This window comes from Streptomyces sp. CC228A, assembly GCF_021390935.1.
GTDB lineage: Bacteria > Actinomycetota > Actinomycetes > Streptomycetales > Streptomycetaceae > Streptomyces.
On sequence record NZ_JAJPUI010000003.1, the window covers coordinates 217,088 to 235,876 of the forward strand.

Sequence of the window (18,789 nt, forward strand, 5' to 3'; positions counted from 1 at the left end):
CGGTAGGTGTCGTGACATTTTTGTGATCTGGCGGGGGCGGGTATGGCGTACGGTCCTGTCGGACGGGCGGGCGCCCGGGCACCGGGAACGGCGCCGCCGGGCGCGGCGCGAAGGAAGGGAGCGGCGGATGGCGGGGGCCAGGCCCAGAAGCGGGGAGCGGCGCGCGGACATCCTGCGCGCCGCCTTCGAGGTGATCGCGGAGCGCGGCTACCGGGGGGCGTCACTGGCGGCGGTCGCCGAGCGGGCAGGGCTCACCCAGCAGGGGCTGCTGCACCACTACCCCAGCAAGGAGGCCCTGCTCGTCGCGGTGCTGGAGGAGCGCGACCAGTGGGACACCGGCGGCGCGGGGCCGCGGGGCCGCGAGGGCTGGCGGCTGGACCTGCTGGCCTCCCTGGTCGAGTACAACGCGATGCGCCCCGGCATCGTGCAGACCTTCTCGGCGCTGCTCGGGGAGAGCGTCACCGAGGACCACCCGGCGCGCGACTTCTTCACCCGGCGCTACGCGCAGGTGCGGCAGGACATGGCAGCCGTGCTGCGCGCCGAGTTCGGCGACCGGCTGCCGGGCGGCCTGCCCCCCGAGCGTGCGGCGCCGCTGCTGACGGCCGTGCTGGACGGGCTGCAGTACCAGTGGCTGCTGGACCCGGAGTCAGTGGACATGGCGGCGGCGTTCCGCGACTTCCTGGCCCTCCTCACGGCAGGGAGCGCCGCCCCGCCCGCCGGCGGGCGGTAGCACCGTACGGGCGCCGGCCCGCGTCGGTCTCGGCGGCCGCCCGCGCACGGCGCTCCGCGCGCGGGCGTCGGGGCGCGCAGGGGGCGGGCCGGTCGCACCGCCGTCAGGGAGGAGCGGCACCGCCGGCAGGGAGGAGCGGCACCGTCGCGGCAAGGGGGCAGGGGGCCGTCGTGCTCGTAGCAGCAGCCCGGCAGGCGGGCCGCGGTGTACCCGGCGGTCGCCCGGGAGCACGGGCTCTTCGTGGTCCTCGCCGCCCGCGTGGGGCCCGCGGGCCCGTGGACCGGCTGCGGGTGCAGCGCGGTGCGGGGGCGGGACGGCGCGCTGCTCGCGGAGGCCGACGGGACGCGGCCGGGCGTCGGGCGCGCCCGGCTGCCGCTCGCCGCCTAGAAGGCCGATGAAGATCTTGTTGGGGGGCTGTCCGGCCGTAGGCCGGGCGGCCCTTTGGTCTATGTGGTGGTGGGGGTGAGGGTCCAGGTGGTGCCGGTGTGGGTGAGTCCGAGGTTGATGAGGCGGCGGAGGTTGAGGGCGGCTGCCCGGTTGTGGAGCCAGGTGTTGTTCTTGAGGACGCCTCGGTAGGGGACGCGGCGGTTGCCTTTGGCGACGAGCCAGGCGATGGCGCGTTCGACGGGTGGTCGCCAGCGGCGGTACTCGTCCTGCCATTCCTGGCTGGTGGCGGCCTGGTCCCGGGCGGTTTTGAGGAGGTCGTACTGGGGATGGACGCTGAAGACGCGTCCGGTCTTGGACCTGGTGCAGCGTTCGCGCAAAGGGCAATCGAGGCAGAGTTTTTTGAACTGGGCCTGGCGGTTGCCGCCCGAGAGGGGGCGGCCGAGGGCTTTGGTGTGGCCGGCCGGGCAGGTGACGTGGCCGGCCTGGGTGTCGACGTGGAAGTCGTCGGTCGTGAAGCCGCCGGGGATGGCCTGCCGCAGGGGCGGGGGCTTGATCACGAGGGTGTGGCCGTCGGCTTCGAGGGCTTCGCGGAGTTCGCCGGTTCCGTAGGCGGTGTCACCGAGGACGGTCAGGTCCTGGTCCTCGTCGGCGAGGAGGTCTTGGGCGACGGCGGCCTCGTGGTTGCCGGCTCCGCTGCCGGCGGTGAGAGCGACCTCGGTGAACAGTCCCGCCTCGGGCTCGAACGCGGCATGCGCACGGAAGCCCTCCTGGTGGCGGGTCCGGTTCTTGTGGATGTGCCGGGCCTCGGGATCAACCGTGGAAACCACGCGGTCGGGTGCGGTCCCCCGGGTGATGCGCCAGCGTCCGTCACGGCCGTCGGACTCCTGGGCCGGTTCGACGTCCTGGCCTGCGACCAGGGCCAGCAGGCCGGCCGCGTTCGCGGCCTTCTCGCCGAGTTCCTGTTCGGGCAGGTGGCCCAGCAGCCGCAGTGCGTCACCGACGAGGGCGTCCACCAGGTCCGCCCTGGCCTGCCGGTCGTTCCAGGCGATCCTCGGTTTGCCAGGGTCGCTGTAGTCGTGGGCGGTGCACTGCACGGCCGCGGCAGGTCCGGCGCCGGGGACCTCACGGATCACCGCCCGCACGGCGGAGATCAGCTGGGTGACGGTGTCCTGGGTGGCCACCGCGTCATCGAGGACGGTGGAGTCCAGTGCCCGCCGGTGCTTTCCCTTCAGCACGCCGGTGGCCTTCACGACCTCGCGCACCGCCTCGAAGACCCGGTTCGGGCAAGCCGAGCGGGCCAGACGACGGCGGAAGTAGGCCAGCAGCGAAGGATCGAACGCCATATCGTGCAAGCCGAGCCCGCACGCGGCCTTCCACCGCAGGTCACAGCGTAATTCCTGGACCGTCTCGAAGTCCGACATCCCATGCAGGGCCTGCAGCGTGATCGCCGCGGCCAGGACCTGCGGAGGCATCGACGGACGGCCGTTCGCCGACGGATACATGTCCTCGAACATCACCGCGGGAAACAGCTGCCCACGATGCTCGGCCAGGAACGCGAAGACACTCCCAGCCGGGATCAACTCCCGGCAGGTCTCCCACACATCCGGCCCGATCGTCTCCCCAACCCACTCCCCTTGCACCACAAGACGAGTCTGGCCCCGCCGCTGACGCGGCGAGGCCAGAACCCAACATTTTCAGCAGTCTTCTAGTCCTTCGGCAGGCCGTACGCCCCGGGCGCCTGCGGTGTCGGCGGGTGGGCGGGCGGCTGCGGGTGGGCGTCCTGCTGGTGCGTCCGCTGCGGGTGGGCGGGCTGCTGGTGGGTCGGCTGGGCGTCGGGGTGCGCCTGCGGCGGGAGCGGCTGGGCGTGCGGTGACGGCTGCCCGGGCGCCACGCCGGGCAGCGGCCCGCCGTCCTCGCCGGTCAGTTCGCGTGCCAGCAGGGTGGCGCCGGCCACCGCGCCCGGCATCAGGAAGACGGCCGCGAACGGCACGAGGTAGGCAAGGGCCAGCGGCACGCCGAAGCCGAGGGTCAGCAGGCGGCGGCCCCGCAGGAGGACGAGGCGGTCCTTCAGCCGCACGCGGCGGCGCTGGAGCGCGACGGCCGTGAGCTCCTCCGCGAGGAAGAAGCCCGACACGCAGAAGCCGACCACGGGGACGACGGTCTGGCCGACGACGGGGATGAATCCGAGGGCGAAGAGCAGGATGCCCCACAGGAGCACCCGCAGCAGCACGCGCAGGCTGTCCCAGGCCGAGATCCACAGTTCCCGCCACAGCGGCAGCCCGGAGACGGGCACCTTCCCGCCCTCGCTGCGGTCGACCTCCTCGGAGAGCGACTCGTAGAAGGGCTGGCCGACGATCAGTGTCACCGCGGTGAACGTGACCACGGCGAGGAAGAGGCCGAGGGCGAAGACCAGCGCGGTGAGGAAGCCCCGGAAGAGGCCCTGCCACGGGGACGCCCAGTCGTCGGCGAAGGGAGTCACCCAGGCGGTCAGGTCGCCCGCGCCGTACCCGAGCCCGACGAGGGCGCCGGCGTAGAGGACGAGGGTGATGAGCCCGGGCAGCAGCCCGATGCCGAACCAGCGGCCGTTCCGGGCGACCCACCGCTGTCCGGCGAGCAGGTGGCGGAAACCCTTGGCAAGATCACGCATGGGGTCACCCTATCGAGGGTCGCGAAGAGTCGGACGAGTAGGGGAACGCGTATGTCCGGGGTGCCGAACGAAGTCCGGGGTGGCGTGGCGGAGGGGTACGGGGACGTGCGGGACGCATTCGCCGCCGTGGTGGCCCAGGAGCGTCCCGACTACGCGGGCCAGCTCGCGGCGTACGTCCGGGGGCGGAAGGTCGTCGACCTGTGGGCGGGTCCGGAGTCCGACGAGGTCGACGGTGACACGCTGTTCGGGGTGTTCTCCTCCACCAAGGGCGCCGCGCACCTGGTGGTCGCCCTGCTCGTGCAGGACGGGGTCCTGGAACCGGACCGCCCGGTGGCGTCGTACTGGCCGGAGTTCGCGGCGGGCGGCAAGGAGGACGTCACCCTGCGGCAGCTGCTTGCCCACCAGGCCGGACTGGTCGGCACGGACACCGGCTTCACGCCCGGGGAGCTGGCCGACGACCGGGCACTCGCCGCGCGGCTCGCCGGGCACCGCCCGTACTGGCGGCCCGGTGCGGCCTTCGGCTACCACGCGCTGACGATCGGGGCGCTCACCGGTGAGGTGGTGTTCCGGGCAACCGGGCGGACGCTGCAGCAGGTGTACGAGGAGCGGATCCGCGCCCCGTACGGGCTCGGCTTCTTCCTCGGGCTGCCGGAGGAGCTGGAGCACCGCTTCCGCTCGCTGCTGCCGATGGACACCACTCCGGAGCAGCGGGCGGAGCCGGGGTCCGGGCCGCAGGGGCCGGCCACGCTGGAAGCCATCTCCTTCAACAGGCACGGCGATCACCCGACGGACCTGGAGTCGCTGCCGAACAGCCGTCTCGTGCGGGCCAAGGGGCCCGCGTCGGTGGGCGGGGTGGCGTCCGCCCGCGGGCTGGCAGGGATGTACGCGGCGGCCGTCGGAGTCCTGGACGGGGGCCACGCGCCGCTGCTGAAACCGGACACGGTCGCGGAGTTCGGCCAGGTCCACGCGCACGGCTTCGACGTGGTGACCCGCGTGCACGGGGCGTTCGTCCTGGGCTTCCAGGACCCGACGGTGCGCTACCCGTGGCTGGGCGCGGGCTCCTTCGGCCACAGCGGCGCGGGCGGTTCGCAGGCCTTCGCGGACCCGCGGGCGGGCCTGGCGTACGGCTACACCCGGCGGCGGTTCGCCTACCCGGGCGGGGCCGCACCCGAGAACGTGGACCTGGTGGCGGCGGTGCACCGCGCGGCGACCCGCTGAGGCCGCGTACGCGCGGAGCCTCGCGTACGCGGCCTCGCGGAGCCGCGCGCGGACGGCAGGGCGCCGGACGCACGGGGGCACACCGTGGCTCCGGCGGTACGGCGAAGGGCCGCACCCCCGCGGGGTGCGGCCCTCGTCCTGCCGCAGCCGTCAGACGGCGAGCTCGACCGTGATGTTGCCGCGGGTCGCCTTGGAGTACGGGCAGACCTGGTGGGCCTTCTCGATGAGTTCCTTGGCGGTGGCGGTGCTCACGTTCGGGATGCTCGCGGAGATCCTGACGATGAGGCCGAAGCCCTCGGCGTTCTTGCCGATGCCGACCTCGGCGGTGACGGTCGACCCGGCGATGTCGGCGCCCTCCTGGCGGGCGACGACGCCGAGCGCGCCCTGGAAGCAGGCGCTGTAGCCGGCGGCGAAGAGCTGCTCCGGGTTGGTGCCCTCCCCGGAGCCGCCCATCTCCTTGGGCGGGTTCACGACCACGTCGAGCTTGCCGTCGTCGGTGGCGACGCGCCCGTCGCGGCCGTTCTCGGCGGTGGCGACGGCGGTGTACAGGACGTCGGACTGCTGTATGGACATGTGAGAGTTTCCTCCTGTGTCGTCGCCGCGACTCGCGCCCACGATCGCGACGGCCAGGAGGCAGCCTAGCGGGTCAGCGAGACGATCATCTTGCCGGTGTTGGCGCCGCGCAGCATGCCGAGGAACGCCTCGACGCCGTTCTCGATGCCCTCGACGACGGTCTCGTCGTACGTCATCTCGCCGGACCGCAGCCAGCCGGAGACCTCCTCGACGAAACGCTGCTGCATGCCGTAGTGGTCGCCGACCAGCACGCCCTGGAGGCGCAGCCGCTTGGAGATGGCCTGTATGAGGTTGCGCGGGCCGGGCGCCGGCTCGGTGTCGTTGTACTGGGCGATCATGCCGCAGAGCGCGGCACGCCCGTGCACGTTGAGCGCGGAGATGGCGGCTTCGAGGTGCTCGCCGCCGACGTTGTCGAAGTAGACGTCGATCCCGTCCGGTGCGGCCTTCTTCAGCTGGTCCTTGACGGGGCCGCTCTTGTAGTTGAAGGCGGCGTCGAAGCCGTAGCCCTCGACCAGCTTGCGGACCTTCTCGTCGGACCCGGCCGAGCCGACGACGCGGGAGGCGCCCTTGAGCCTGGCGATCTGGCCGACGAGGCTGCCCACGGCGCCGGCGGCGCCGGAGACGAACACCGCGTCGCCCTCCTTGAAGGAGGCGACCTCCAGGAGGCCCGCGTAGGCCGTGAGCCCGGGCATGCCGAGGACGCCCAGGTAATAGCTGAGCGGCGCGAGGCAAGCGTCGACCTTGGCGGCGTGCCGGGCCTCCACCTCCGCGTACTCGCGCCAGCCGAGGCCGTGCAGCACATGGTCGCCGACGTCGAAGCCCTCGGCTTCGGAGGCGATGACCTCGCCCACGGCGCCGCCTTCCATCGGCCGGTCGAGCGCGTACGGATCGACGTACGACTTCACGTCGTTCATCCGGCCGCGCATGTACGGGTCCACCGAGAAGTGCAGGTTGCGCACGAGGATGCGGCCCTCGCCCGGCGCGGAGACCGGCGCCTCGCGCAGGGCGAAGTCCTCCGGTGCGGGCCAGCCCTGCGGGCGGGCGACGAGGTGCCATTCACGGCTGGTGGCGGGGAGTCCGGACATGCTGATGCCTCCAAGAATGCTTCATGACCTGAAACAACCATGCTCCTTGATATTTCAGGTTGTCAAGTAAAGCGGGTAGGCTGTGTGCATGGCCCACAGCACACGCACGGATCCGCTCACCCGCGAGGTCGTGGAACTCATCGGCACGGTCGTGTCCCGCTACCACGAGGAGTACGAGCAGGCCGCCGCACAGCACTCGCTGACCGGCGCGCAGGCACGGGTGCTGAGCCTGCTCGCACTGGAGCCCATGCCGATGCGGCGCATCGCCGTGTCCCTGCGGTGCGAGCCTTCGAACATCACCGGGATCGTCGACCGGCTGGAAGGCCGCGGACTGGTGGAGCGGCGCCCGGATCCAGCGGACCGCCGCGTCAAGCTGGCGGCGCCCACGGACGAGGGGCGCGCCACGGCCCGGCGGCTGCGGGACGCGCTGGACTTCGCCCGCGAGCCCCTCGCCGGGCTGTCCGTCGCGGAGCGCACCCTGCTGCGGGACCTGCTGCGCCGCATGCTCGGCGACGCCCCCGACTGACGGCGCCGCCGTCAGCGGGCGGCGCCGCCGTCAGCGGGCGGCGCCGCCGGAGCGGGAGCGCCCCAGCGCATGCGGCCGAGCCGCGTCAGAAGCACCACCACAGCCACGGCGTGCACGTCTCGGTGGGCGAGGGCTCAGGCTCCGGCGTGCTCGTCGCCGAGGGATCGGGATCGCCCGGCGGCGGGGAGGCCCCGTCGGACGCGGACCCGGAAGGACGGGGCGTGCCGCTCGGCTGGGCCTCTCCCCGCCCGCGTCCGGCTCCTGGTCCCCGTCACCGTCCTCTTCCGGCCCTCCGCCGGCCGTACCGCCCGCCCCGGAACCGCCCGTGGCGCCGGTCCCGGCGCCTTGGCCGCCCGCCTCGCCGCCGGACGTCGCCGACGCGTCCGCCGGCACGGCGGAGCGCCCGAGGCGGGGCCGCCCCCGCCGGGTCCGCCGGGCCCGCCGCCGCTGCTGTAGCCGCCCGTCGCGGAGGCGTCGTCGGACGGTTCCGCGGACTCCGCGGAGGACGGCGACGCCCCGGCCGGTTCCGACGGCGCCGCCACGCCCTCCGACGGCACGGGCAGTGGTGCCGGGTCGGCCGGCCGGTCCTCCTGCCGCACGGCGGACGCTGCGCCCCCGTCCGACGGCAAGCGGTCCATCGCCAGTCCGGCCAGCCCGAGGGCCACCAGAGCCAGAACCAGCCCTCCGACGCCGAGCAGGACGTTCCGGCCGCGCCGCCGCCGCGCCCTCCGGTCGGCCGAGCGCGCCGCGGCCCGCCCGCCCCGGGGACCCGCCGGTACGGCCCCGCGCGAGGCCCCGGCCCTCCGCGAGGCGCCGGTCCGCCCCTCCGCGTGCCGGGCCAGCTCGACGACCTGGTCCGCTTCGTGGGCGGGCGGCTCGGCGCCGGTCCCTTCAGGGGCAGCGGGGGACGTCGGGGCCGGCGGTACGTGCGGGACGGCGTCCACAGCGTGGTGGGCGGCTGCCCCGGCAGCGCCGCCGTGCACACCGGCACCCCCGTCGGTGGCGGACTCGGCGGTGGGGGTGCCGTACGGGTCGTGGGAGTGGGCTGCGGTGTGCAGGTCGGGGAGACCGGGGGCGAAACGGGGGCGGGAGTCAGGGGCGGCGCCGTGGGGGTCGGCGTGGGGGGTGTGGGGGAGGGTGTCGGGGGCGTGGTGTCGGAGCTGCTCGGCCGGCGTGCCGCACCCGGCGCATGCCAGAGCTCCGTTCAGGTGCCGCTGACACGGGTGGCAGTAATCCATGGCGCCCGCAGAGTATGCGGCGCGCGGGCCTGCGCGGCAGGGGAGCATGTGAGGGTGTTGTGTGAAACGTGCTGACCCATGTGCTGCGTGTGGCGTACGGTGATCGGCCCTTGCCGAGGGGTCACCGCGAGGCTCCGGGACGGACAGCAGGGAGCATGCCGCCCAGTCAAGCCCCGGCGGGATCGGGGCAGGATGGCGTCATGGCCTCCGCCTCCCCCGCCGCCCCGTTCGGCCCCCGCGATTTCCAGCTCGTCCTGCTGCGCCGTCTGGCCGACCACCAGCCGTCGCTGGCGGATGACGCCCGCCGTGCGCTCGGGGCGTCCGCCGGGGACATGCGGGAGGCCAACCGCCGCTGGCAGGCCATGGTCCGCTCGCGCCGGACCCGCGGCGCCCTCGCGCGCTACCGCTCCGTGCTGGGCCAGCCCGAGAGCAGGGCGCGGCGCACCGTCGGCGACCTGGAGTGCGAGGCCCTGGCGTGGCGGCTGCCACTGTGGCCGGACCTCCGCTTCGAGGTGCTGGCGGCAGCCGGCAGCGGTGCGGTGTGGAACGAATGGCTGGTCCGTGCGCCGGGCGCGCCCGCACCGACCTTGCGTACCGTCGCCGACCTGCGGCCCTGGGCGTGCACGATCGAGGAGGTGGCCCGCGCCTTCCCGCCCGCGCGGCCGCTGCCGGGTGACGCGCCGACACGGACACGGCTGGCCTTCACGGCCCCGGGCGGGCGGGAGCGGATCGCGGACTTCACCTGGGGCCTGTTCCAGCGCCTGGCGGACCCGCCCGGCGGCCTGCGTGCAGACGGCTGACGCCGGGCTCCCGGCCCGCGCGCGGTCGGCTGGCGGCGGGCTGCCGGCTGCTGGCCGCTGGCCGCTGGCTGCGGCACCCGGCCCTGCCGCGGCACCCGACCCTGAGCGCGGCACCCGACCAAGCTGCTGCACCCAGCCCCGAGCGCGGCACCCGACCAAGCTGCGGCACCCGGCCCCGAGCGCGGCACCCGACCAAGCTGCTGCACCCAGCCCCGAGCGCGGCACCCGACCCTGCCGCGCTCGGGGCCGGGCTGTTGGGCCCGTGACCGGCGACGGCGCGGGCTCCGATGGCCCGCGCCGCGACGATGAGCGGTCACACCGTGATCGGCACTTCGTGGATCTCGTCCGCCAGGTGCCCCGACTTCTCGTGCACCCGCTGCACGGCCTCGGCCGACGGAGCCGTGGAGAGGCAGTACACGACCCCCTCCTTCGGGTCGGCCCACGCCTTCTCGAAGTGGACGGCCTCCGCCTTCTCGTGGGACAGATCCGCCTGGTGCGCCTCCCGCAGCTGATCCGCTGTGATGCCCTTCATCCCGTAGTGCACATCCATGAACGTGCCCATGGCGCCTGCACCTCCGTTCCCTCCCCCTCCGGTCCTCGGTTCGGCCTGGACCTCCCCACCGCGCCTCCCCCGCCACACCCCCCTCTTCCATGCTCCGCCCGCTCTCCCGCCCCGTCGCGCCGAAGCCCCGTCGCGCCGAAGCCCCCGAGCGGCGCAGCCCCCGAGCGGCGCAGCCCAGCGCGCGCGACGCCCGCGCGGACCGCACGATGCAGACACACACCGCACTCGGGAGGATCCGCCGTGACCGTCAGTCTTGAGCAGTTGCGCCGTTGCCATGTCGCCGTCGACCTCGGGGCCGCGAGGACCCGCGTCTTCGTCAAGGGCGCCGGGCTGGTCGTCGACGAACCGAGCGTCGCCGCTGTGAACACCCACACCGGCGCCCTGATCGCCGTCGGGGACTTCGCCGAGAAGATGACCGGTCGCACCCCGGACTACATCCGCGTGGCCCGCCCCGTGTCCGGCGGGTCCGTCGTCGACATCGAGATGGCCCAGCGGATGCTCCGCCACCTCCTGGGCGAGAAGCTGCGCCGCCAGCTGCGCCGCAAGCCGGTGCTGCGGGCCGCCGCCTGCACCCCGCACGACAGCGACCCCCTGGCGCAGCGCGCCACCGTCGAGACGCTCGTCGGGCTCGGGGCGCGGCGCGTGGAGCTGGTGGACACCCTGATCGCGGCGGCGGTCGGCTGCGGGCTGCCCGTGGCCCAGCCGACCGCCAGCATGATCATGGTGTGCGGGGCGGCGACCACCCAGGTCGCGGTGTTGTCGCTCGGCTCCATCGTCACGGCCGAGCGCATCCCCGTGGGCGGCAACGCCATCGACCACGCCGTCATCCAGTACCTGCGCCACCAGCACGAGCTGATGCTGCCGTCCCAGTCCGTGCGGCCGCTCCAGATCGCCCTGCACGGCAACGGCCTCACCTCGCACGGCCCGTCCTCGACCGAGATCCACGGCCGGGACGTGGCGACGGGCCTGGCCCGCTCCGTGCACGTGGACACGGCGGCCGTCCGGCGGGCCATCCACACCCCGCTGACGGCGGTGCTCGACGGTATCGGGAAGGTGCTGCGCGACTGCCCGCCCGACCTGGTCGCGGATCTGGCCGACCGGGGCATCACCATGGTCGGCGGCAGCGCCCGCCTGCCGGGGCTGGACCAGATGCTGCGGGACGCCACCGGCATGCCAGTGGCCATCGCGGAGCGGCCCGACGTGTGCGCGGTCCTCGGGCTGGGCGAGATGCTGGAAGGCCGCACCGAGCCGCTGGCCATGGCGACGCTCACGGAAGCGGACTGAGCAGCGCCGCTCACGGAGGCGGCCAGGCCCCAAGGCCTACGGGCCGGCGGTTCGCCCGTCCACCGGTCTCCGCGGAGCTGTGACGGGACTCTCAAGGCCCCGGCGTAGGCGTCACGCCCCGCCGGGGTCTTCGGCTGCGACCATGGGGGCCGCACCGCCCCTGCCGTGACCGCCGTGACACGAGGAGGACGACGACCCGTGGATGCTCTCTTCCCGGCCCTCGCCGCCGGACCGGACGACGACCCGCGGCCCGCGCTGCGCTTCGGCGAGCGCGCCCTGTCGTACGGTCAGCTCCATGCGGCCGCCGCCGCGCTGACGCCCCGGTTCGCCGGTGCCCGCCGTGTCGCGGTGTGGGCGACGCCCACCCTGGAGACGGCAGTGGCGGTGGTCGCCGCGCTGCGCGCGGGAGTCCCCGCCGTACCGCTCAATCCGAGGACCGGACCGCGCGAGCTGACCCACATCGTCACCGACAGCGCCCCCGACGCGGTGCTCGCCGCCCCCGGTGACGAACTGCCCGCGTCCCTGGCGCACCTGCCGCGTATCGACGTACGGACGGAGCACGGCGTCGTACGGACGGACTCCGACGCAAGCACAGAGTCCGACGTGCGCACAGAGTCCGACGTGCGCACAGAGTCCGACGTACGCGCAGAGCACGGCGTCGCAGGGGCCGGCTCCGACGTACGGACGGAACCCGGCCCCTCGGCTCCCGCCCTCGTCATCTACACCTCCGGCACCACCGGCCCGCCCAAGGGCGCCGTCCTCCCCCGGCGGGCCCTCGCCGCCACGCTGGACGCGGTCGCGGACGCCTGGGCGTGGACCGCCGACGACGTCCTCGTGCACGCCCTGCCGCTGTTCCACGTGCACGGCCTCGTCCTCGGCGTCCTCGGCCCGCTGCGCCGGGGCGGGAGCCTGCGGCACCTGGGCGGCTTCTCCGCGGAGGGCGTCGCCCGGGAGCTCATGTCCGGTGGGACGATGCTCTTCGGCGTGCCCACCATGTACCACCGGCTGGCGCGGGCCCTCGACACCGACCGCGAGCTGCGGAAGGCCCTCGCGGGCGCCCGGCTGCTGGTCTCCGGGTCGGCCGCGCTGCCGCTGCCCGACCACGAGCGGCTCACCGCGGCGACCGGCAGGCGGGTCGTGGAGCGGTACGGGATGACGGAGACGCTCATGCTGACCAGCGTCCGGGCGGGCGCCGAACCGGACCGCCCCGGCTCCGTCGGGCTGCCGCTGCCGGGCGTGGACCTGCGGCTGGTCCACGACGACGGGACGCCGGTCACCGCCCTCGACGGGGAGACGATCGGCGAGGTGCAGGTGCGCGGCCCGAACCTGTTCACCGCGTACCTGAACCGGCCGGACGCCACGGCAGCGGCCTTCGACGGGGACTGGTTCCGCACCGGCGACATGGCGGTGCTGGAGGCGGACGGCTCCGTACGGCTCGTGGGCCGGCGCGCCACCGACCTCATCAAGAGCGGCGGCTACAAGATCGGCGCCGGGGAGATCGAGAACGTGCTGCTGGACCATCCGGGCGTGAGGGAGGCCGCGGTGACCGGCGAGCCGGACGCCGACCTGGGCGAGCGGATCGTGGCCTGGATCGTCCCGGCGGACCCCGCCGCTCCGCCGACGGACCGGGAGCTCGCCGACCACGTCGCGGCCCAACTCGCCCCGCACAAGCGTCCCCGGGTGGTCCGCAGGCTGGACGCACTGCCCCGCAACGACATGGGCAAGGTCGTGAAGCGGGCCCTCCGTGTCTGAGCGGGCGGAGCGAGCCGGGCGGCTGACGGCCCGGCAGGTGATCGCTTTGGTCGCGGAAGCGTTCACCGAGCAGCGGCCGCCGGCACCGGGGGGTCCCCGCCCGCCGGACGGCCCGCTCGGCTGGGACGGGTACGGGGAAGCACGGGCGCGGGCGGCCGGGCGCACCGGCGAGGACGAGTCGGTGGTGTACGGCGAGGCGCAGGTGTCGGGGCTTGTCTGCGTGCTGCTGGCCTTCGAGTTCGGCTTCCTGGGCGGTTCGCTGGGGCAGGGCACCGGGGACCGGATCTGCGCCGCCTACCGGCTGGCGCGGGAGCGGGGCGTGCCGCTCGTGTCCCTGGTGGCGACGGGCGGCAGCCGGATGCAGGAGGGCATGGTCGCGCTGACGCAGTTGCAGCGGGTGGCGCGGGAGGCGGTGCTGCTGCGCCAGGCGGGCGTCGGGCACGTCACGGTGTTGAGGGACCCGGCGACGGGCGGCGGCTGGGCGACGGTCGGCGCGGGCGCGGACGTCCTGCTGGCGCTGCCGGGGGCGCAGATCGGTTTCGCCGGCTCACGGGTGCGGCCCCCGGACGCGGACCCGGCGGCGTACACGGCGGAGGGGCAGCTCGCGGCGGGCCAGGTGGACGCCGTGGTGCCGGCGACGGAGCTCCGCACGGTGCTGGGGCACTGGCTGGCGGCCCTGTCGCGCCCCGCGGCCGGTCCCGTGCCGCCGCCCGGCGCACTGGGCCGCGCGGATCTGCCGGAGACCGGCTGGGAGGCGGTGCTGCGGGCCCGCGAGCCGGGGCGGCCGCGCGCGGACGCCTACCTGGACGCGTACTTCGACCGGCGGCTGCCCCTGGTCGGCGACCGCTGCGGCGGTACGGACCCGGGGGTGCGGTGCGGGGTGGGCCTGCGGGACGGGTACGGCATCGCCTACGTCGCCCAGTGCGGGACCGCGACCAGGCCCGCCGGCTACCGCACCGCGACGCGTGTCGTCCGGCTCGCGGACCGGTGGGGGCTGCCGGTGCTGACGCTGGTCGACACGCCGGGTGCCGCGAACGGCACGGAGGCGGAGCGCACGGGCGCGGGAGCGGCGATCGCCGAGCTGTTCGCCGCAGTCGCGGAGGTGCGGGTGCCGGTGACGACGCTGGTGGTCGGCGAGGGGGGTTCGGGCGGCGCGCTCGCCCTCGCCGCCCCCGGCAACACCTGGGCCACCCCGGACAGCTACTTCTCGGTCATCGCCCCGGAGCCGGCCGCGGCCATACTGAAGCGGCCGCCGCAGGAAGCCCCGCACACGGCGGAGCAGCTGCGCCTGCGCCCGCAGGACCTGGTGGAGCTGGGGGTGGTCCGGGGCATCGTGTGACGCCCCGCCCCCGGGCTGCTCCTGCTCACCCGGCCCCTACTCGACCGGCTCCCGCCCCTGCGCGCCCGGCTCCCGCCCCTGCGCCACCCCCGGCAGCGCGCCGTCCAGGGCCGCGGTCAGCGTGTTGAGGCGGTCGCGCAGGTCGCGGACCTCGGTGAGGGACAGGCCGGTCACCTCCGCCATGCGCCGGGGCAGCCGCCGTGCCTGCTCCCTCAGGGCGGCGCCCTCGGCGGTGGGGCGCACGGTCACGGACCGCTCGTCCTCGGCGCTGCGCCGCCGCTCCACGTAGCCGGCCGCCTCCAGCCGCTTCAGCAGCGGCGACAGCGTGCCGGAGTCCAGCCGCAGCAGCTCCCCGATGCGCTTGACGGGGAGTTCGCCCCGCTCCCACAGGACCAGCATCACCAGGTACTGCGGGTAGGTCAGTCCCAGGTCCTTGAGCGCGACGCGGTACACGCCGTTGAAGGCGCGGGTGGCGGCGTGCAGGGAGAAGCAGATCTGGTGGTCGAGGCGCAGGAAGTCCTCGTCCTGCGGGGTGCCGGGCGCGTCCATGCCTCCAGGCTAACGCCACACGGCCATCTACCTCACACCCGATTCAGTTGTGCACAATTGAATTGCGGGCTATAAATGATGCAGTGCCGCCCCGCCGGGCGGGACGAGACGAGAGAAGAAGGACGGGACACATGAACGCCCTGTACACCGCCGTCGCCACCGCCAACGGCCGCGAGGGCCGGGCCGTCAGCTCCGACGGCCAGATCGACCTGCCGCTCGGCTTCCCGCAGGCCCTCGGCGGCAACGGCCAGGGCACGAACCCGGAGCAGCTCTTCGCCGCGGGCTACGCGGCGTGCTTCGCCAGCGCGATGGGGTCGATAGCGCGCCAGGAGAAGATCGACGTCAAGGACGTCTCGATCACCGCCGAGGTCAGCATCGGCAAGGACGAGAAGGACGGCGGCTTCGGCCTGGCGGTCGTCCTGCGCGCCGAGATGCCCGCCCACCTGGAAGGCGAGCCGGGCCGCGAACTGCTGGAGAAGACCCACGCGTACTGCCCGTACTCCAAGGCCACGCGCGGCAACATCGACGTGCGGCTCGTCGTCGAGTGACGACGGACCGGCCGGCGTGCGGCGGGCCCCTGACCTCCGAGTGGAGGTCCGGGGCCCGCTGCACGTACAGGCTTCCGATGCCCGCCCCCGAATCGCCACGAGGCCGCGTCAGGTCCGCCGTCCGCACACCCACCAGGCGTACCCGGCGGGTGGTCACGCTACGTCATGCATCTGCCGACAGGACGCCGACGCATTCCCGGCCGCCAACGGCGGCCCCGTCAGCGCGCGCCGACCTCCGGTTCAGGTCGGGGCAGCTCGTCCAGGTCAAGGGTGAAGGTGCGCCCATCGGCGAGATCGATGGGGAGCTTTCCAATGCCGTACTTGTGCGTGTGTGCCGCGATGCAGCCGGATCCGGTGGGCTGGGTGTGGACGACGACTTCCGCCGTGTACGGGTCCACCACCAGGTAGACGGGGATGCAGTAGCGGCCGTACTTGGCGGTGCAGTCGTCGTAGTCCTTGCGGGCCGAGGAGACGGACACCACCTCCGCGATCAGCAGGTCGTCTCGAAGCTGTAGCGCTTGCCCACCCTCTGGGAGTCCTCGCGCAGGATCGCGAGATCGGGGGCGGAGTTCTCGTCCGCCGGGAAGTCGAGACAGACATCCGAGACGGTCTTCGCGTGGCGCCCGAGCGACACGATCGTGTCGTACTGCAACGACTTTGATCGTGCCGGAGTGCTTCACCGGCTCGCCCAGCGTCCAGAGAGGTTTGCGAGCGCTCTCTGGCATCCCTAGTCTTCCGCTCGTGGGCCGGCCAGGGTGAGAGTCACGCCCGCATGAATCGGGGGAGGATCGTGTCCGTGCACAGTGTCATTGTCGTGCCACCGTCATACGGAGATCCGGAGAACCGGACCGCCGACCAGATCAGAATCTCCAGCGGTGAACGGCTCGCCTTCGGGCGAGCGGCCCAGGACGGCGGCGGTCTCGCCATTGCGCACGAGGGAGTGCCCCGGATCGCCGGCGAGATCACGGCGCACCAGCGCTTCTGGCTGCTGAGCAACTTCAGCGAGAACCAGACCTACGTGGTGGAGAACCCGGAAGGCGCTGGCGAACACATCAAGGTCGCGCCGGGCAGACTGGACGCGCCGGTGTCGTTCGAGTTCTCGCGGGTGGTGCTTCCCGCCGCGGGCGACCTGCTCTCCTTCGACGTCTGGGCTCCCGATCACGCGTTCCGCAGCGTGGACCGCCACGGACTCGCGGGAACGCTGACCGCACCGTCCTTCGCCCTGGACCGCACGAAGCGCTACTTCGCGGTCCTCGCCGCACTGTGCGAACCCCGCCTGCGCGGCGAACCGCACGCACCACTGCCCTGCGTGGAGGAGCTGGTGGAACGCCTGCGGCCGGTCTGGCCCGGGGCCAGCCGCTCCGCGGTCTACTGGAACATCGACTACCTGTGCGTGAAGCTGCGCCTGCGCCCCGGCCCGGACACGGCGGAACCGGGCAAGCGCACCAACGGCAAGAAGGAGTCCTTGGTCTCCCTTGCCCTCCGCTTCGACCTCGTACACGAGGGCGACCTCGTGGTGCTCGCCCCGGCTGTGAGCGAAGTGGACCGATGACTGAGCGGTCCTACGTGGTGCCCGTCCCCAAGGGCTACACGGTCGGGTGCTGGGAGGTCCGTGCACCGCTGGCGTCCGGCGCGTTCTCCACGGTCTACGCGGCCCGGCGCACCGGCTCCCCGGCTGAGGGGCTGCCCGACCAGGTGGCGCTGAAGTTCCTGCCGACCGGCACGCGCACCCCGCGTCAGCTGCATCACCTGCGGGAACTGGCCGAGCGGGAGGTGGAGTTGCTGAGCAGGCTGCGCGCGCCGCGCCTGATCCGGATGTACGACACCCTGACCGTGGACGACCCCGGCCACCCGGAGCTCGACGGCGCCACCGTCCTCGTACTGGAACGGGCCGAGGGCTCCCTGGACGCCGTACTCGATCAGGCACCGAAGCCGGACGCGGGACCGGCGCTGCTCGCGCAGATCTGCGAGGGCCTGCACCAGTTGCACCACGCGGGCTGGGTGCACGGCGACCTGAAGCCGGCCAACGTCCTGCTGATGAAGGACTCTTCGGCGAGGCTGGCCGACTTCAACATGGCCGCCGAACTCAAGGGCACGCATGCGTACGCGCCTCCGTTCGCGACCCCCGACTACACCCCGCCGGAACTTCTCCGGCCGGAGATGGACGAGCGGGGAACCCGTATCCGCCCGTCGGCGGACATATGGGCCTTCGGCGTCCTGGCGCACACCGTCCTGACCGGCACCTTCCCGCTCCCGGGCAGCACCACGGAGGCCCGCTGCGACGCGGCGACGCGCTACGCGCGCGGCACCGAGGAGCTCCGCCTGTCTCCCGAACTCCCGGACGCCTGGAGGGAGATCGTCCGGGACTGCCTGGCCGCCGCTCACGCCGAACGCCCCACCGCACAGGAGCTGCTGCGCCGTGTGGAGGACGCCGCGGGCGCCGGCCGCTCGCCCCGCTTGCCGCGCCTTCGCCCCCGGCGCCGCCCTACACTCGTCAGCGCGCTCGTGGCGGCGGCCCTGCTGAGCGCCGCGACCGCGGCCTACGCCCTCTGGGACAAGCCCCCGGCCACCGCGTCCGCACCACCCACCTGCGAGAAGCCCGCGGTGTACGAGGACAAGAAGTACGGCCGCGGCTACACCGCGGGCGAGAACGGCACCTGGGACTTCACCATCAAGCGCGGCGACGGCGGCAGCCAGGTCCGTGAACTCCAGTGTCTGCTGCGGTACCTGCACGGCGTCACCGAAGTCGGGGAAGTGGACGGCGACTTCGGCCCCATGACTCACGGAGCCGTCATCACCTTCCAGAAGCGGGCGGGCCTGGACGCGGACGGACTCGTAGGCCCGGGGACATGGCGCGCGCTGCGCGCGGAACGCTAGTAGCTGATGGTCTTGACCCGGTGGAAGATGCGGGTGCCCGTGCTCTCGTAGACATGGACGCCGTCGCCCTGCATGACCTTGTGCAAGTGGTAGGCGCCGCCGTCCCGGTACTTGGCGGTGTCTCCCCGGTGGAGTTCCACGAACCCGAAGAGGCCGGAGCTCTTGTACCGCACGGTGTTGCTGCCGACCCAGACGAGCCGGTCGTCCGCCTTGCTCCAGGTGTCGTCCCCGACCATGCCGTCGGCGCTGAGCCCGGCCGCCCGCTGCCACTTGATGGTGGCCTCCTTGGTCTTGGGCCCGAAGTACCCGTCGGCATCGTGGAAGTCCAGGTAGTGCTCGGCAACCAGGATGGTCTGCCAGAGCAGGACGATGTCCGTGCCCGACGACTCCCCGCAGCCGACGCACAGCGAGTTGCCGAGCTCCTTGAAGTGGTCGCCGAAGTCGTCGGTGAGGACGCCTCCGCCGTCGACGAAGTTGGTCCCGTAGAAGCCGGAGTTGCTCGCGTAGGCCGCCTGCGCGGAGCTCGCGGGAAGGACAGCAGCCATCGCCGCGCTCAGGGCGACGAGCCCCAGTTTCCAGGCTCTGTTGTTCATGGATCCCCCTCGAATCAAACCAGCGGATCGGACCAGCCGGTTGCGTTTGCCGGACACAGGATCGCCCCAAGCGAGCCCGAA

Annotated in this window: 20 protein-coding genes; 11 read left to right on the top strand and 9 right to left on the bottom strand. The window is 73.6% G+C overall.

Annotated features, from left to right (window positions below):
- Positions 1 to 127 precede the first annotated feature (127 nt).
- Positions 128 to 730: a TetR/AcrR family transcriptional regulator gene (locus L6E17_RS10905; RefSeq protein ID WP_236240580.1), complete on the top strand. Its 603-nt coding sequence runs from the start codon at positions 128 to 130 to the stop codon at positions 728 to 730.
- Positions 731 to 934: 204 nt separating this feature from the next.
- Positions 935 to 1,117 carry a hypothetical protein gene (locus L6E17_RS10910; RefSeq protein ID WP_308315864.1) on the top strand — a complete coding sequence of 61 codons (183 nt, stop codon included), beginning with the start codon at positions 935 to 937 and terminating at the stop codon, positions 1,115 to 1,117.
- Between the two features lie 59 nt (positions 1,118 to 1,176).
- On the opposite strand, the gene L6E17_RS10915 is transcribed toward L6E17_RS10910, so the two are convergent.
- Together L6E17_RS10915 and L6E17_RS10920 are read right to left on the bottom strand one after the other, a co-directional pair.
- The gene (locus L6E17_RS10915; RefSeq protein WP_236239647.1) at positions 1,177 to 2,757 is read right to left on the bottom strand and encodes an IS1182 family transposase; all 1,581 of its coding nucleotides are present in this window, start codon (positions 2,755 to 2,757) and stop codon (positions 1,177 to 1,179) included.
- A gap of 65 nt (positions 2,758 to 2,822) precedes the next feature.
- The gene (locus tag L6E17_RS10920; RefSeq protein WP_236240581.1) at positions 2,823 to 3,764 is read right to left on the bottom strand and encodes an EI24 domain-containing protein; all 942 of its coding nucleotides are present in this window, start codon (positions 3,762 to 3,764) and stop codon (positions 2,823 to 2,825) included.
- A gap of 51 nt (positions 3,765 to 3,815) precedes the next feature.
- On the opposite strand from L6E17_RS10920, the gene L6E17_RS10925 reads away from it, so the two are divergent.
- A complete protein-coding gene (locus tag L6E17_RS10925) occupies positions 3,816 to 4,982 on the top strand; it encodes a serine hydrolase domain-containing protein (protein WP_236240582.1) in 1,167 nt (388 codons plus the stop codon).
- A gap of 150 nt (positions 4,983 to 5,132) precedes the next feature.
- Here L6E17_RS10925 and L6E17_RS10930 read toward each other — a convergent pair whose 3' ends face one another.
- Both L6E17_RS10930 and L6E17_RS10935 read right to left on the bottom strand, forming a co-directional pair.
- Positions 5,133 to 5,555 (bottom strand): organic hydroperoxide resistance protein, encoded by a 423-nt coding sequence (locus L6E17_RS10930; RefSeq protein WP_236240583.1) that lies wholly within the window; start codon positions 5,553 to 5,555, stop codon positions 5,133 to 5,135.
- 65 nt (positions 5,556 to 5,620) lie between these two features.
- Positions 5,621 to 6,640, bottom strand: coding sequence for an NADP-dependent oxidoreductase (locus L6E17_RS10935; RefSeq protein WP_236240584.1), 1,020 nt, complete (start codon positions 6,638 to 6,640; stop codon positions 5,621 to 5,623).
- 88 nt (positions 6,641 to 6,728) lie between these two features.
- Between L6E17_RS10935 and L6E17_RS10940 the strand changes: the two genes are divergently transcribed.
- Together L6E17_RS10940 and L6E17_RS10945 are read left to right on the top strand one after the other, a co-directional pair.
- Positions 6,729 to 7,166, top strand: coding sequence for a MarR family winged helix-turn-helix transcriptional regulator (locus L6E17_RS10940; RefSeq protein WP_236240585.1), 438 nt, complete (start codon positions 6,729 to 6,731; stop codon positions 7,164 to 7,166).
- A 1,438-nt stretch (positions 7,167 to 8,604) separates the two neighbouring features.
- A complete protein-coding gene (locus L6E17_RS10945) occupies positions 8,605 to 9,204 on the top strand; it encodes a hypothetical protein (RefSeq protein ID WP_236240586.1) in 600 nt (199 codons plus the stop codon).
- A 313-nt stretch (positions 9,205 to 9,517) separates the two neighbouring features.
- On the opposite strand, the gene L6E17_RS10950 is transcribed toward L6E17_RS10945, so the two are convergent.
- Entirely contained in the window at positions 9,518 to 9,766 is a 249-nt protein-coding gene (locus L6E17_RS10950; protein WP_236240587.1) for an SCO4226 family nickel-binding protein, read from the bottom strand.
- 240 nt (positions 9,767 to 10,006) lie between these two features.
- On the opposite strand from L6E17_RS10950, the gene L6E17_RS10955 reads away from it, so the two are divergent.
- From L6E17_RS10955 to L6E17_RS10965, 3 genes are all read left to right on the top strand, one after another.
- Positions 10,007 to 11,050, top strand: a complete 1,044-nt coding sequence (locus L6E17_RS10955; RefSeq protein ID WP_236240588.1) for a rod shape-determining protein — start codon at positions 10,007 to 10,009, stop codon at positions 11,048 to 11,050.
- Between the two features lie 198 nt (positions 11,051 to 11,248).
- Entirely contained in the window at positions 11,249 to 12,802 is a 1,554-nt protein-coding gene (locus L6E17_RS10960) for an acyl-CoA synthetase (RefSeq protein WP_236240589.1), read from the top strand.
- Between the two features lie 22 nt (positions 12,803 to 12,824).
- Positions 12,825 to 14,141, top strand: a complete 1,317-nt coding sequence (locus L6E17_RS10965) for a carboxyl transferase domain-containing protein (protein ID WP_236240882.1) — start codon at positions 12,825 to 12,827, stop codon at positions 14,139 to 14,141.
- A 36-nt stretch (positions 14,142 to 14,177) separates the two neighbouring features.
- Here the strand turns inward: L6E17_RS10965 and L6E17_RS10970 are convergent, their stop codons facing one another.
- Complete coding sequence (locus L6E17_RS10970; RefSeq protein WP_236240590.1) at positions 14,178 to 14,690, bottom strand: MarR family winged helix-turn-helix transcriptional regulator; 513 nt, start codon at positions 14,688 to 14,690, stop codon at positions 14,178 to 14,180.
- A gap of 131 nt (positions 14,691 to 14,821) precedes the next feature.
- Between L6E17_RS10970 and L6E17_RS10975 the strand changes: the two genes are divergently transcribed.
- Positions 14,822 to 15,238: an organic hydroperoxide resistance protein gene (locus L6E17_RS10975; protein WP_236240591.1), complete on the top strand. Its 417-nt coding sequence runs from the start codon at positions 14,822 to 14,824 to the stop codon at positions 15,236 to 15,238.
- Positions 15,239 to 15,456: 218 nt separating this feature from the next.
- Here L6E17_RS10975 and L6E17_RS30940 read toward each other — a convergent pair whose 3' ends face one another.
- On the bottom strand, positions 15,457 to 15,717 hold the full coding sequence (locus L6E17_RS30940) for a Uma2 family endonuclease (protein WP_236240592.1): 261 nt from the start codon (positions 15,715 to 15,717) through the stop codon (positions 15,457 to 15,459).
- 11 nt (positions 15,718 to 15,728) lie between these two features.
- A complete protein-coding gene (locus L6E17_RS30945) occupies positions 15,729 to 15,872 on the bottom strand; it encodes a hypothetical protein (RefSeq protein WP_236240593.1) in 144 nt (47 codons plus the stop codon).
- A 162-nt stretch (positions 15,873 to 16,034) separates the two neighbouring features.
- Between L6E17_RS30945 and L6E17_RS10990 the strand changes: the two genes are divergently transcribed.
- Together L6E17_RS10990 and L6E17_RS10995 are read left to right on the top strand one after the other, a co-directional pair.
- Positions 16,035 to 16,790, top strand: a complete 756-nt coding sequence (locus tag L6E17_RS10990) for an FHA domain-containing protein (protein ID WP_236240594.1) — start codon at positions 16,035 to 16,037, stop codon at positions 16,788 to 16,790.
- Complete coding sequence (locus tag L6E17_RS10995; RefSeq protein WP_236240595.1) at positions 16,787 to 18,115, top strand: protein kinase; 1,329 nt, start codon at positions 16,787 to 16,789, stop codon at positions 18,113 to 18,115. Before L6E17_RS10990 ends, L6E17_RS10995 begins: the two co-directional genes overlap by 4 nt.
- Here L6E17_RS10995 and L6E17_RS11000 read toward each other — a convergent pair.
- Positions 18,112 to 18,708 (bottom strand): peptidoglycan-binding protein, encoded by a 597-nt coding sequence (locus L6E17_RS11000; protein WP_236240596.1) that lies wholly within the window; start codon positions 18,706 to 18,708, stop codon positions 18,112 to 18,114. The genes L6E17_RS10995 and L6E17_RS11000 overlap by 4 nt on opposite strands.
- Positions 18,709 to 18,789 lie beyond the last annotated feature (81 nt).

Bases quoted from the DNA above. Each gene is read 5' to 3' on its own strand.
- L6E17_RS11000 (WP_236240596.1), bottom strand. From the start codon at position 18,708: ATGAACAACAGAGCCTGGAAACTGGGGCTCGTCGCCCTGAGCGCGGCG.
- L6E17_RS10970 (WP_236240590.1), bottom strand. From the start codon at position 14,690: ATGGACGCGCCCGGCACCCCGCAGGACGAGGACTTCCTGCGCCTCGAC.
- L6E17_RS10925 (WP_236240582.1), top strand. From the start codon at position 3,816: ATGTCCGGGGTGCCGAACGAAGTCCGGGGTGGCGTGGCGGAGGGGTAC.
- L6E17_RS10995 (WP_236240595.1), top strand. From the start codon at position 16,787: ATGACTGAGCGGTCCTACGTGGTGCCCGTCCCCAAGGGCTACACGGTC.
- L6E17_RS10940 (WP_236240585.1), top strand. From the start codon at position 6,729: ATGGCCCACAGCACACGCACGGATCCGCTCACCCGCGAGGTCGTGGAA.
- L6E17_RS10945 (WP_236240586.1), top strand. From the start codon at position 8,605: ATGGCCTCCGCCTCCCCCGCCGCCCCGTTCGGCCCCCGCGATTTCCAG.
- L6E17_RS10930 (WP_236240583.1), bottom strand. From the start codon at position 5,555: ATGTCCATACAGCAGTCCGACGTCCTGTACACCGCCGTCGCCACCGCC.
- L6E17_RS10935 (WP_236240584.1), bottom strand. From the start codon at position 6,640: ATGTCCGGACTCCCCGCCACCAGCCGTGAATGGCACCTCGTCGCCCGC.
- L6E17_RS10975 (WP_236240591.1), top strand. From the start codon at position 14,822: ATGAACGCCCTGTACACCGCCGTCGCCACCGCCAACGGCCGCGAGGGC.
- L6E17_RS10905 (WP_236240580.1), top strand. From the start codon at position 128: ATGGCGGGGGCCAGGCCCAGAAGCGGGGAGCGGCGCGCGGACATCCTG.
- L6E17_RS10920 (WP_236240581.1), bottom strand. From the start codon at position 3,764: ATGCGTGATCTTGCCAAGGGTTTCCGCCACCTGCTCGCCGGACAGCGG.
- L6E17_RS10950 (WP_236240587.1), bottom strand. From the start codon at position 9,766: ATGGGCACGTTCATGGATGTGCACTACGGGATGAAGGGCATCACAGCG.